The sequence below is a fragment of the Dyella sp. C9 genome (assembly GCF_003332825.1).
Lineage (GTDB): Bacteria > Pseudomonadota > Gammaproteobacteria > Xanthomonadales > Rhodanobacteraceae > Dyella.
This window is the reverse complement of sequence record NZ_QIRF01000002.1, coordinates 222,083-234,746: the sequence shown is the minus strand read 5'-3', so window position 1 is coordinate 234,746 and position 12,664 is coordinate 222,083. Positions and strand designations below refer to the sequence as shown.

The 12,664-nt window shown below is 64.2% G+C and carries 13 protein-coding genes; 8 read left to right on the top strand and 5 right to left on the bottom strand.

The genetic code is table 11. The features are described 5' to 3' along the window. The first annotated feature begins 170 nt into the window (after positions 1 to 170). From ssb to DVU99_RS03395, 5 genes are all read left to right on the top strand, one after another. Complete coding sequence (ssb, locus tag DVU99_RS03415) at positions 171 to 734, top strand: single-stranded DNA-binding protein (RefSeq protein WP_114238794.1); 564 nt, start codon at positions 171 to 173, stop codon at positions 732 to 734. 230 nt (positions 735 to 964) lie between these two features. Then, the gene (locus DVU99_RS03410) at positions 965 to 1,345 is read left to right on the top strand and encodes a hypothetical protein (protein WP_114238793.1); all 381 of its coding nucleotides are present in this window, start codon (positions 965 to 967) and stop codon (positions 1,343 to 1,345) included. An 86-nt stretch (positions 1,346 to 1,431) separates the two neighbouring features. Then, on the top strand, positions 1,432 to 1,905 hold the full coding sequence (locus DVU99_RS03405) for a hypothetical protein (RefSeq protein WP_157971336.1): 474 nt from the start codon (positions 1,432 to 1,434) through the stop codon (positions 1,903 to 1,905). A gap of 88 nt (positions 1,906 to 1,993) precedes the next feature. Further along, complete coding sequence (locus DVU99_RS03400) at positions 1,994 to 2,344, top strand: hypothetical protein (protein WP_114238791.1); 351 nt, start codon at positions 1,994 to 1,996, stop codon at positions 2,342 to 2,344. A 191-nt stretch (positions 2,345 to 2,535) separates the two neighbouring features. After that, a complete protein-coding gene (locus tag DVU99_RS03395; protein WP_114238790.1) occupies positions 2,536 to 3,471 on the top strand; it encodes a PLP-dependent cysteine synthase family protein in 936 nt (311 codons plus the stop codon). 236 nt (positions 3,472 to 3,707) lie between these two features. Here DVU99_RS03395 and DVU99_RS03390 read toward each other — a convergent pair whose 3' ends face one another. Both DVU99_RS03390 and DVU99_RS03385 read right to left on the bottom strand, forming a co-directional pair. Continuing rightward, positions 3,708 to 5,282: a M56 family metallopeptidase gene (locus DVU99_RS03390; protein ID WP_114238789.1), complete on the bottom strand. Its 1,575-nt coding sequence runs from the start codon at positions 5,280 to 5,282 to the stop codon at positions 3,708 to 3,710. Next, on the bottom strand, positions 5,282 to 5,656 hold the full coding sequence (locus tag DVU99_RS03385) for a BlaI/MecI/CopY family transcriptional regulator (protein WP_114239048.1): 375 nt from the start codon (positions 5,654 to 5,656) through the stop codon (positions 5,282 to 5,284). The genes DVU99_RS03390 and DVU99_RS03385 overlap by 1 nt, the downstream gene beginning before the upstream one ends. A 314-nt stretch (positions 5,657 to 5,970) precedes the next feature. Here DVU99_RS03385 and DVU99_RS03380 point away from each other — a divergent pair, with 314 nt between their 5' ends. Further along, on the top strand, positions 5,971 to 7,185 hold the full coding sequence (locus DVU99_RS03380) for a PDZ domain-containing protein (protein WP_114238788.1): 1,215 nt from the start codon (positions 5,971 to 5,973) through the stop codon (positions 7,183 to 7,185). 264 nt (positions 7,186 to 7,449) lie between these two features. On the opposite strand, the gene DVU99_RS03375 is transcribed toward DVU99_RS03380, so the two are convergent. Together DVU99_RS03375 and DVU99_RS03370 are read right to left on the bottom strand one after the other, a co-directional pair. Beyond that, on the bottom strand, positions 7,450 to 8,187 hold the full coding sequence (locus tag DVU99_RS03375; RefSeq protein WP_114238787.1) for a 2OG-Fe dioxygenase family protein: 738 nt from the start codon (positions 8,185 to 8,187) through the stop codon (positions 7,450 to 7,452). A gap of 151 nt (positions 8,188 to 8,338) precedes the next feature. Further along, a complete protein-coding gene (locus DVU99_RS03370) occupies positions 8,339 to 8,983 on the bottom strand; it encodes a TetR family transcriptional regulator (protein ID WP_114238786.1) in 645 nt (214 codons plus the stop codon). A gap of 90 nt (positions 8,984 to 9,073) precedes the next feature. Between DVU99_RS03370 and DVU99_RS03365 the strand changes: the two genes are divergently transcribed. Together DVU99_RS03365 and DVU99_RS03360 are read left to right on the top strand one after the other, a co-directional pair. Continuing rightward, positions 9,074 to 10,165, top strand: coding sequence for a ferredoxin reductase (locus tag DVU99_RS03365; RefSeq protein ID WP_232823426.1), 1,092 nt, complete (start codon positions 9,074 to 9,076; stop codon positions 10,163 to 10,165). Between the two features lie 5 nt (positions 10,166 to 10,170). Then, complete coding sequence (locus DVU99_RS03360) at positions 10,171 to 11,295, top strand: acyl-CoA desaturase (protein ID WP_114238784.1); 1,125 nt, start codon at positions 10,171 to 10,173, stop codon at positions 11,293 to 11,295. Positions 11,296 to 11,604: 309 nt separating this feature from the next. Here the strand turns inward: DVU99_RS03360 and DVU99_RS03355 are convergent, their stop codons facing one another. Then, positions 11,605 to 12,549 carry an AraC family transcriptional regulator gene (locus DVU99_RS03355; protein WP_114238783.1) on the bottom strand — a complete coding sequence of 315 codons (945 nt, stop codon included), beginning with the start codon at positions 12,547 to 12,549 and terminating at the stop codon, positions 11,605 to 11,607. Positions 12,550 to 12,664 lie beyond the last annotated feature (115 nt).

The window sequence follows — 12,664 nt, the reverse complement described above, 5'->3', positions numbered from 1 at the left end:
CGCCTGCCCGTACAGCCGGCTGGGGCGGTGGCTGGCCAGTTTCACGGCCCCGGGCCCCAGGTCAATCCTGTTTCGGCCCGGGGCCCCCGGTTATGATGGCCGCCGGTATCAACCATCCCGGTGCTGACTGCCCCAGAACGCAGCGCCGGCTCACAGAGGACATGCATTCCATGGCACGTGGCGTCAACAAAGTCATCATCGTCGGCAATCTCGGCGCGGATCCGGAAACCCGTTACACCGGCAATGGCACGGCCATCACCAGCCTGCGCATCGCCACCTCCGAGAACTGGACCGACAAGCAGAGCGGTGAAAAGCAGGAGCGCACCGAGTGGCACCGCGTGAAGCTGTTCGGCCGCCTCGCTGAAATTGCCGGCGAGTACCTGAAGAAGGGCCGCCAGGTCTATATCGAAGGCTCGCTGCGCCCCGACAAGTACACCGACAAGGACGGCGTGGAGCGCTTCAGCACCGACATCATCGCCAACGAAATGCAGATGCTCGGCGGCGGTTCCGAGGGTGGCGCCGGTGGTGGTGGCGGTGGTTTCCAGCGTTCGCAGGGTGGCGGCCAGCAGCGCCAGGGCGGTGGTGGTGGCTACGGCGGTGGCGGCGGTGGCCAGTCCCGCGGCGGTGGCGACAACTACGGTTCGCGCGGCGGCGACAACTCCGGCAGCCAACAGCGCCAGTCCGCGCCGCCGGTGCAGAACAACAGCTTCGACGACGACGACATTCCGTTCTAAGGCGCACCCCTGGCCGGTTCGGCCGGCCCGATCCTCCAAACCCCCGGTTATCCCGGGGGTTTTTGGTTTGCGGCAGCGGAAACTGCCGTGCCGCTCGTGAGGCACTGGGCGAGCTTGGCAGGCGTTATGTAAGAGACGTCACGGGGGGCTTCGTCAGCGCCACACGACGGATCTGAGGCAGACTATGGTCTCTGGCCCAAGACGGGCCTGACGCTGGCAAGGCGAGCCCCATGCGGATCAACGAAGGTCAAATGGACCGGCAGGCCCTGGCTCGCTTCGGCGAGGAGGCCATCGCGCTGTTGAAGGCCGGCGATTTTGTCGCACTGGCCGCGCGTTTTGGTTATGCATTGGCTTATGGGCGGGAGCCGGCAAAGGCCATGGAGTCGGACCTGATCGCGTGCCTTTCCGAAGACGAAGGGAGTCCCGGCCCGATGAATCCATCCATCGCGATCAAGTACTACGACGCCCAGGCCGTGGAAAGCATCGGCGTGTCGGCAGCCATCGAGTGCACAACGAGGCTGGCACACAATTCGGCGATTTTGCTCGCATTGGTTGTCACCGGTAGTGGCGAGGAGCATCACGTAAGCCTGGAGGGCTTTAGCCGGGTCTAGCTGTGCCGCAGCGACGTACGCTCCCGATCCCTGGTGAACATACGGCTGAGCGAAAGGGATGCCCAACAGTCAACGAGGCAGCTTTAGTGAAACAGGGGAAATGCGTTCTTTTCTTTGCGGCGAGCCTATGGCTCACCTGCGGCAGCGCAGCTGCGGTCTGCGTCGACCTTCGCGGCAAGGAAATCGTTCCCCGGCATCCATCTGTTTCCGAGGAATATGCGGCCGCCCCATGGGTGTTGATCGGTCGCGTCACCGCGACCAGGGACGTGGAAAGCCCGGATGATCCCGGGTTTTATGGCTGGACCATCTATGACGTCGAAGTAGTTGAGACCTTGAAGGGCCTGCCGCCGCACAGGATCAAGCTGCAGTCGGAGAACACCAGCGCGAGGTTTCCGATGGACAACGGGAAGCAGTATCTGCTGTTTGTCCGCTTCCATACCGAGGAAACGGCAGGTGGCGAAAGGCTTCCGCAAAACTACATCGACAACTGTGGAAACTCCGGAGCGGTTGAGGAAGTCGATGCGGCGATCAGGAAGGCCAGGGGAATGACCGGTCGTTGACGATCGCCGTTTTCGATCCGGAGCAGCATTTGTCCCGGCGGAGAGTTGATTCAATCATTCGATCCAGGTGACTCAAAGGGAGCGGGCTATGAGGCTGCAGCTAACGGCGATACTCGTGTCGTTCTGTTTCATGCCATGCACGTGGGCGGCCGAAGCGGGAAGCGGGAATCTGGCGTCAGATGCAGGGCTTCTCGTCTTTCTGCAGCGGAGCGACGTGGTGATGTCGCGCGTTCTGGATACCTGCAAGGATGTTTCGGTCACAAGGTCCAGCGAGAAAGGCGTGAAGCTCTTCCGCCTCAGGGCGACATGCGCCATCAAGGCGAACCCCGAAGAAGACCTCGACTGTCCCGACTACCGGATGGATGCGTCGGGCACCATCGACAATGCGATACAAGCCACCGTGCGCAGCATGAAGATGACGCTGGTGTGTACTGCCTGAGGTCCATGGCGTTGGTGCGGATGCGATCCTTGGCTCCGAGGCTGCGTGGACATTGGTCCGGACAAAAACGGCTCGACAACAGTGTTGATACGATGGCCACAGGCTCGAAAAAACGGCGGTGTTGGTTGCGAGGCGTGCAACTGTATCGGTACCGTGTATTACCTTGTCATCAGGTATGAACGGATCACACGATGAGCCAGGACATCCTCAAGCAGATCGGTCATACGCCATTGGTGCGCCTGAGACGGGTCGGGAGCCATTTGCCCCGCGAGATCTGGGTGAAGTGCGAGCATCTGAACCCGGGGGGCTCGATCAAGGATCGCATTGCGCTGGCCATCATCGATGACGCGGAAGCCCGCGGAATATTGCGCCCGGGCATGACGTTGATCGAGGCCACAGCCGGCAATACCGGCGTTGGCCTCGCATTGGTCGCCGCCGCCCGCGATTACAGGCTTGTTTGCGTCATGCCCGAAAAAATGTCGTTCGACAAACGCAGTGCACTCACGACGCTTGGCGCAAAAGTCATCATTACGCCAAACGCGCCGCCATCGAGCGACGAGAATTTCCGCAATGTCGCCGAGCGTCTTTCGCGCGAAAACGGCTGGTTTCTCTCGGACCAGTTTCGCAATCCAGCGAATGTTCGCGTCCACGAAGAAACGACGGCCAAGGAAATCATCGATCAGACGGGTGGAAGCATCGGTGCCTTCGTTGCGGGTGCTGGCACCGGCGGTACGATTTCCGGCGTGGGCAGACGACTCAAGGCCCACCGCAAAGGTGTCATGGTGGTCCTGGCTGATCCCGTGGGGTCCGGTCTTGCGCATTGGATCGAAACAGGCACGCCTGGGCCCGATGGATCGTATGCCGTGGAAGGCATCGGCGCCGCCGAGCCACCGGCAAACTTGCATCGCGACGTCATCGACAGCGTGGAAAGCATCTCCGATGACGAGAGTTTTGACGTGGCTAGACGCTTGATTCGTGAAGAGGGCCTTCTTGTTGGCGGATCGTCGGGTGCAAACGTGGCGGCGGCCATGCGCGTGGCCGCCCGCGGCCAGACGGACGGCCCTATTGTCACGGTCCTTCCGGATGGTTGGGACCGATACCGATCGAAGCCGTGGCTGCAGGTTTGATGGCGGGTCCGCCATGTAAAGGACCTGCTCCGACGAGGCCAGGCACGGAGGGCACGCGTCATCGATGGCGCGGCCCTTGAGCTATAGGGGCGTGACTACGCTTCGAGTTGCTGCCTGGGCATGGTGGCGTGGGGCGGTCCTTGGCAATGTCTGCCTTCGACTCGAGGTGGTCCCCTTGTTCACAGGCGAATCCGGTCTGTTTCCGGTACATGCCTGCTGTCATGCGAAGCCGTCGCTCAGCCACTTGCCGGATGACGGTAGGCGCTGACGATCAGTCCGCCGGTATCGACAAGTAGATAGACGGTTTCCGCTCCATTGCGACGCTCGACGATATAGCGGTCCCAGCCGAAATCGGTGACCCCGTCGAACTTGTAGGATGTCACGGGGCCGAGTTTGGCCAGGTATGCTTCCCGATCTGCTTTTTGTTCCTGCCTGACTTTCGCGAGTTCCGGGCTGATGCCTGCACTGTCATCGGGATCGCGCAGCAGGAGTTGCAGGGCCTTTTCGCTGCCGCCAAACGGCCTCTGGTCGGCAATCCGCCTGGCCAGCGCCCTGTTGATCTCGCCGGCTGCCGCCTCGTTCACGCGATTGGCCCTGACCGCGACATGTCCTTCAACGCTCCCCACCAAGGCCTTCGTGTCACCCTGCACGTCGCGGAGAAAATCGACGGTGGCGTCCATGCCCGGGATGAAGAACTGCATGTTGCTGCGGGGGTAGAGGTCCATGGGACCCTTGAAGGCGACCTGGCCGCTTATGCGAAGCACCAGGTGACGGTCGCTGCGCGTCACCTGGATGACCGAGAGGTCGCTGACCCTGTAGTAACCCACGTAGCGGTCCAATACATCCGGGGTCAAGGTCACCGGCTTCTCGGCGGTCTTTGTGTTCGCATCGGGCGGTGTGACCTGGGCGGCGATGGCAGCCATGCCGAGCGAAAGACAGGCAAGGCCGATAGCCGATACGCGAGTCCACTTCTTGGGTGTCAGCAGCATAAGCTTGATCCTCTGTTCGAGAAACGACACGGATTCCGACATGCCAGCGGCCACGCCAATGGTTGTCGAGCGGTACTGGCCTACTTCAATCAAGGTTTCGCAGTATTCGTGCAGGTCGCCGCCGTCCCGAAGGACGCGGGCATCGCAATCCACCTCGATCGCGCGTCGCAGTCGGTGCAGCTGCCACCACAGTGCAAGGTTCCACGGCATGAGCACGATCAGCGTGAGCGCCAGTGCAAGCAGCTGTGGATCGTGGGCTCTCAGATGCGAACGTTCATGCGCGATGACATGACGCTGCTGCGCGTCCGTAGCTTCGGCAAGCCATGCCGGAACGACAATCCTGGGTTGAAGGATACCGATCACGGCCGGGCCGACGCTGGGCGAGAGCAGAACCCGGGTCTGGCACAGGGTTCCTTCTATCCAATGCCGCTTTTGCCGGTGCAGCGATGCGGTGGCGATGGCGAACATGCCCAGCAGGCACAATGACACGGCCAGCCAGAGACAGCCGATGGCCATGTCGACGAGGTGCTCGGTTGACACGCGGTGTTCCGTGACATCCCAGTCGAACATGCCGGCGGGCATGGGTATCGATGTCGCTTCACGCAGCGTGAGCGTGGTCCCCGGGGCGGCAGGGCGGAAGGTCGCCGGGATCCGGATGGGCGCGAAGGCGATGATCATGGGGAGCAGCAGCGAAAGCAGCATGGCCACCAGCCAGATTCCGCGTGTTGTCCGTTGGCGCTGCCTTGCCGCTCTCTCACTGAGCCATGCGGCTACGCTGAGAAACACGGCGACCAGCGCCGCGTAGACCATCCAGGGAAGCATCAGGGCTTCTCCTTGCCCAGCCTCTCCGCCAGCAATGTCCGCATGCGCGCCATTTGCTCCGGGCTGAGCTTCTGCTCGGACACCAGGTGAGTCAGCAGGAGCTCGGCGGAGCCGTTGAAGAACTTGTTGGTCAGGTGTTGCAGTGCGCTCTTTCGGGCCGTCTGCTGCTTGATGGTGGCGAAGTAGCGGTGCCCCCGGCCTTCTTCGTCATGATTGACGTAGTCCTTGGCCTCAAGGGTGCGGAGCACGGTGAGTACGGTCGTGTACGCCAGCTCATCCGCCAGACGCCCGCGAACCTCCGACACCAGCGATGGCCCGTGATCCCACAGCACCTGAATGACGTCGGCTTCCCGGTCCGTCAGCGAGATCTTCATGCGCATACCTGCCCATCTACTAATCTTATAGTTATTAAGACCCCCGCGAGGCGGAGTTGTCAACTATATATTTAGTAGGTCGTGCGGCCGATGAGACAGGGGGCACCGCGTTGAGCGACGAAATGCTTCGACTCCTGCTCCTCGGGATGTCACGCGCTTGCTGGTGAATGGACGATGCCGGCTCGCTGGGTCCGTCGCTTCGGCCCATGGGCGGGAATCGCCAAGCGCGTGTGGACGCGCGCGATTCGACGCTCTAGTGTTGCCGGATCAGTCACTGTCATACCCGGCGCCTCCCGGCCGGTCGGAGGCGCAGCATGTCATTCCCATGGCCGTCGCGGCGAACGCCCAAAACCGTCGCTGGCGCGGTGTTCGGCCTTTGCGTCGTCACCTTGTCCACCTGCTCGGTCGCGTCAGACGTGTCCATTCCTTTCCGCTTCGAGGATCTCCGGGTCTACGTGGACGCGACGAGCGGCGCGCAGCGTGGCGAGTGCGTGCTCGATACGGGCGCCGACGACGTGATGATCGATACGGCAGCGGCTGGTGCCCTGGGGATGCGCGCGACCTCCGTGCATGCCGAGCACGGCGCGGGACGTGGCAGCATGGCGACCGGCAACGGTGGCGGCGTATCCATGACGGTCGGCGGGGTGCCGCTGGAGGTCGAGTCCGCTGATGTCGCGCCGATCAACCGGGTTCTGAGGCCTTACAACGGGCTGGATATCAAGGGCGTCATCGGCGCGCCGTTCTTCATGGCGCATGTAGTCGAGATCGATTTCACCACGCGTGCACTCGTCTTGCACGACCCCTCGATATTCGCCTACCACGGTCAGGGTGCGCGGCTCCCGTTCCAGTTCGTGGATGGGGACCCGGTGGTGCAGGGCGAACTCGCGCTTGCGGACGGGGCCCGCCTGCCGCTGCGGTTGCTGATCGACCTGGGGGCCAAGGCCGATCTGCTGGTCGCCGAGCCCTTCGTCAGGGAGCACAGGCTTCTGGCCCGCGTGGGGCCGACCGTGGTCGAACCGCTGGGTGCCGGCGTGGGTGGGGAAACCCGCTATGCCTTCACCAGACTGGCCGGGCTGAAGGTGGGCAACGGCGTGGAGGGTACCGACTTGATTGCGGGGCTCTCGGTGAATGGCACCCTGCGTGGCGGCGGCTACGACGCGTTGTTGGGTGCGGGATTTCTGCAGCGCTATCGCGTCATCGTCGACTACCCGCACCGGACGATCGTCCTGGAGCCACGCGAGCCGGCGCCGGTCGAGGGGTTTGACCGTAGCGGCGCCTTCCTTGTTGCGAACGGCGAGGGACTCCAGAACATCGTGGTCCACGAAGTGGTGGCCGGGTCTCCGGCGGACCGGGCGGGTGTCCGCAAGGGTGATGTCATCGAGGCCGTGGATGGCCGCGATGTGCGTGACCTCAGGATCTGGGGCGCCCGCAAGGCGCTTTCGGTGTCGGGCGACACGGTCGTGGTGCTCACGCTACGCAGGCATGGACGTGACCTCTCAGCGGCCATCCGCTTGAGGGATCTGATCTAAGGACAAGCCTGCGGGTCTGCGTGCTGCGGATGCACGTCAAGTCGGAGCTGTCGGGATTCGCCATGGATTCGCGGCGACCTCAGGCTCAAGACCGCCCAAGGTCCGGCATTTCTACGGAAATGCAGACCTGCGGCGGCAGCGTGTTGCGGCGCTGCCGCTGGATGGTGGCATCTGGCGGCGATTTCACCGACCGAACAACGCGCGATGACACTGCGGAAGCGTTGTGATCCGGTGGCATTTCGTGGCGCCGGCTGTGTGCCCTGGCTAGCGCGCTGTCGCCTTGAACGTCACCACCAGCACATCGCGAAACGCGGGTTCATCCGCCGCGAATGGGCGCACCGCGGTCACGCCGTGATAGACGCGGTGATCGTCGATCAGTGCGGCGTCCAGTGGGTGGGTCAGGGTGAAGTCGCCGAGCAGTCGTCCGTCGGGTGAGTGGATGGTGGTCGTGCCGCTGGCGATGTTTTGGCGATTCACCAGGAGCACCAGCACGTAATCCACGCCATCGCGGTGGCTTCCCTCCGGCGTCGGCTCTCCGGCGGTGTCTGCCGTGGCTTCGATGCGGAACTGATGCACTTCGATATGCCAGCGCAGGGGCGGCGGCGCCACCTTGCCGAAGAACTCATGGCAGAACTGCAGGATGCTGCGCATGGTGGCGCCGTTGGCGATGGATGCGTCGATGGGCTCGAACCAGCGCTGGATATCGCCCTGCAGCGCGTTGTACTGCAGGCTTTGGAAGTGCGCCTGATGCGGCTGTGGCTCAATCGCGCCATCGGAACCGGCGGAAAACGTCGCGTGGCGCCTGCGGCGGAACCGGCCCTTGGCCGCCAGGTATTCATCGGGCCCCAGGTGGTTCCAGCTTTCTGCAAAGGCCGACCAGTCCGTCAGTTCGCCGGCCGAGGCGAGCAACTGCCGCATGCGCTCGCCCTCCACGAAAGCGAATCCGGACGAAGTCACCTGCTCAATCGGCGTTGAAACGAGCGAGTCTGCTTGGTTGTGCATGTTTCCATTATCGGTGGTCGCGGGCTTCGAAGTCGCATGGTGGACTCCCATACCCGCGCCAAGCTTTCAAACGGCAGGCCGGGGGCAGGCAGCGCGCCCGTTGGAATCGCCTCACGCATGCTTCCGCGCCCGGCTTGCCCGCGAACACAGTTCAGCCCGCGCGTGCTCGAAGGTGGCGTGAACCGAGCAATATCATCGTCACCATCTGCGTCATCTGGTGGATCAGTTGCGCGTCATCTTCCGGCGGCTGGTCCAGCGCATGCGCGCCCATCGCAAAGATCAGGCGCGTGATGGCCTTGGCGGCCAGCGCCGGGTCGTGCAGGGGTTGGTCGGCGGCTTCGGTCAGGCGCACCAGTTCGACCCGCAGCTCCTCCTCGAAGAAATCGAGCTGTCGATCGACTGCGCGCTTGAAGGCGTCTGAGCCGGCGCTGCCTTCACGCAGCAGCACCTGCAGCAGCCCGTCCGGTGAACGCAGCTGCGACACGAACGCTTCGACCGAGCCGCGCACCACGGCGGTGCCGCTCACCGTGTTCATGCGCGCCTGGTCGACCACCTTGCGCAAGGCCTCGCCGGACAGCTCGATAAGGGCGACGGCCAGGTCGTCGATGTCGCGGAAATGGCGATAGAAGCTGTTGGGGGCGATGTCGGCTTCGCGCGCCACCTCGCGCAAGCCAAGGCTGGACACGCTGCGGTGCGGTCCAAGCAGCCGCAGGGCCGCCATCAGCAGGTCATCGCGGCTGATCTGGTGCTTGCGCCCGCTCTCGGGGGCATCGAGGGTCGTGGTGGTCTGGGTCATGGCGCCGGCGAAATCAGCTGAACAGAGGGTAGCAGACACGCGTCTATACGATCGTATATACACATGTATATACAAGCGTATAATCGGCCGATGGAAACCGCCATCCCCCAACGCACCCTGCTGTCCCGCCTGAACGCGGTGTGGGCACCTCCTGCCGTACTCGACTTCTGGCTGTCCCGCCTGAATCCGCTGTGGTCCTGGGATCAGGCGAGGGCACGGGTGGTGGAACGCCGTATCGAGGCCGAGGGCGTCACCACGCTGGTGCTCAAGCCGAACCGCCATTTCCGTGGCTTCCGGGCGGGGCAGCACGTGAATGTCGGGGTGGAGATCGAGGGCGTGCGTTACACCCGCTCCTACAGCGCGTCGGATAGGCCGAATGCGGATGGCCGCCTGCGGATCACCGTCAAAGCAGTGCAAGGTGGCAAGGTCAGCCAGCACCTGCAGGCCATCCCGGTGGGCAGCGTGTTGTCGCTGGGCCAGGCATTCGGCGAGCTGGCCGTGCCGAACGATGCGGCGCCTTGCCTGCTGCTGGCCGCGGGCAGCGGCATCACGCCCATGTTGGCCCTGGTCAACGCGCAGGCGGAGAACGGGTTTGCGCAGCCGGTGCGGCTGGCCTGCTGGGCCCGGGCGCGCGCCGAGCTGGTGCAGGCTGCGGCCTTGCGGGCCCTGGCGGCGTCCCACCCAAACTTCAGCGTGCACTTCATGCTGACCGGAGAGGCCGCGCGGGCCGCCGATGAGCGGGAGGGCCGGATCGAACCGGGTCACCTGGCCGCGCTGCTGCCTGGCGACGAGCAGGCCCATGTGCTGGCCTGCGGTCCCCACGGCTTCGTCGAACGTGCCCGCGAGCTGCTTGGCGAGCGTTGCCTGTCGTTCCAGGCGGAAGCCTTCAGCCCCCCGCCGCGCCTGGTGGATGCAAGCGACCAGGGCCGCGTGCGCGTGACCCTGCTGCGAAGCGGCCGAACACTGGACATCGCACGGAACAAATCGCTGCTCGAAGCGCTGGAGGAGCAGGGCGTCACGCCGCGGCACGGTTGCCGCATGGGCATCTGCAACACCTGTGCCTGCGTCAAGCCGGAGGGCGCCACGCGCCACCTGCACGACCGCGGCATCCAGCACGAACCCACCCAGGCTTTGCGACTGTGCATGCATGCGGCGCAAAGCGATCTTTCCCTGGAACTTTAAAAGCCATGTCCAAGATCAATAGCCGTCCCCTGAGCGTGGACGAACTGAACCGTTTCGGCGAGGAACTGGACGCCCTGCGCGCCCGCACGCTGGCGTCACTCGGCCAGCGCGATGCCGACTACATCCGCCGGATCGTCGCCGGCGTGCGCTGGCTGGGGCTGGGCGGCCGCGTGACGCTGATGGCGGGCGCGGTGCTGGGCTGCACCGTGCTGCCGCAGCTGCTGTGGCCGCTGTGCATCGTGGGAACGGTGCTGCTCGGGTTGTCCAAGATCCTGGAGAACATGGAGCTTGGCCACAACGTGATGCATGGCCAGTACGACTGGATGGGCGACCCGTCGTTGCACGGGCTCAGCTATGAATGGGACATCGTCGGCACCAGCGACAACTGGCGCAAGACGCACAACTACAGCCACCACACCTGGACCAATGTGCGGGGAATGGACGACGACATTGGCTACGGCCTGTTGCGCATCTTTCCCGAGCAGCGCTGGAAGCCGTTCTACCTGTTGCAGCCGCTCGTGGCGGTGGTGTTCGCGCTGCTGTTCGAGTGGGGCGTTGCCATGCAGGACCTGCGCATCGGTCGCTGGCTGGCGGGGCGGATGGAAGGGCGCGAACTGTGGAAGATGACCACCCCGGTGGCTAGGAAGGTCGGCAAGCAGCTGCTCAAGGATTACGTCTTTTTCCCGCTGCTGGCGGGGCCGTACTTCCTGCCGGTGTTGCTGGGCAACGTCGTGGCCAACCTGATCCGCAATGTGTGGACCTACGTGATCATCTTCTGTGGCCACTTCACCGCCGATGCGGAAGTGTTTCCGAAGGAATGCGTGCAGAACGAAACCCGGGGGCACTGGTATCTGCGCCAGCTGCGCGGCTCGTCCAACCTCACCGGCGGGCGACTGATGAACCTGTGGAGCGGCAACCTCAGCCACCAGATCGAGCACCATTTCTATCCGGATGTCCCGGCGAACCGCTACGCTGCGATGGCGGTGGAAGTCCGCGAGATCTGCGCACGCTATGGCCAGCACTACAACTCGGGTTCGCTGGCCAGGCAGTTCGGCACGGTCGTGTGGCGGATCCTGCGCCATGCATTTCCCAGCAAACCCGGCCCGGCGCGGCCATTGACGGTGGGCTAGCTCGCGCCGCGTCGTTATCACGCTTGAGCGTTCGCTGCGATGCTCGCGCTGGGCCATGGCTGGTTTACTGTGACCGGCGGTGGCCCTGCTGCTTGCATGGCATGGCGTACGCGGCATCGTCGAGCGCGCGATACGCGTCAGCTTTCCCTTGTCCCCTGCGAGGGGAATGAGGAATGAGGCATGAGGCAAGAGTCGCTCACGCGGCTCCTGTCGCACGGGCCAGTGCCGGATGCTTGCTACGTTGTGCTTTTGCCGGGTGCTTCGCGGCAAACACGCCTTCCGCGAAGCGGTGTTCCACGGAGGGAGTGCTCAGCACTGGCGGGTCGAAATCACCTCGCCACGCCATTGACGGGGTGTCTTGCCGGTGAGGCGCTTGAACACCGTGGTGAAGTGCGACTGGGTCTGGAAGCCCACCTCCAGCGCGATGTCGAGCATGGAGCGCGGCACTTCCGCCATCAGCTGCTTGGCGTGCTCCATCCGGCACAACAACAGGTAGTGATGCGGTCGGTAACCGGTGGTGGCGCGAAATTGCGCGGCAAAGTGCATCGGCGAGAGCCCCGCCGCGCTGGCCATGTCGTTGAGCGTGACGTGTTCGGACAGGTGCGCGTGGACATATTCGTCGACACGTTGCAGGCGCCAATTTGGCAGCGTGGTCTTGCGGGTGGCCGTGGCCTTGGGAGCCGCGGCGGCACGCAGGTGGCGCAGCCGGTCGAGGAACAGGTCCATGAGCTGCGCGCTCAGATGCGTCGCGCCGGCCTTGCCCTGCATCTCCAGCAGGGTGCGCGCCAGTTGCAGCAGCAACATATCTTGCGCGGGGCCCATCGAGAAGCACAGGCGCCCGGCATCGTCGCCGGACCACAACAGCTGCACCGGAATGCTCACGTGCAGGGCGCGGCAGCGGCCGGTGCTGTGGGCGAAGACGTGCTCGCCGGGGCGGCTCACGTAGTACGAACCGGCCTCGCAGAGGCGCTCTTCCAGATGGTGCGCATCGCTGTGCAGCGACAGGCGGGCCGGTTCGAGCAACAGCAGCACGGTATAGGCGGTGAGCGGCGTGGTGGCGTCCCAATCGATCGTCGAGGCCTCGTCGTGGGTCCATAGCGAGGCCCTGGCCTGCACGGCGGGCTGGTCGGCCAGCAGGTCGTGCGTGCGCCAGTCGGCGTTGCCGGCGCAACGCTGGAGCAGGGCATGCGTGGCCAGCTGGGCCTTGGTGGCGATGTCCTTGTGGTTCGAGCGTGAATGCGTAGCGAGAGACATGACTTCTCCGTTCCCGCCCGTTCAGGGCAGGTCCGAGCGATAAGGTGGTGTGGGCCAGTCGCCGGCACGGCCACTGGCTGGAAAACCCAGGTTCTGCGGTTCGTACGGCTAGGCG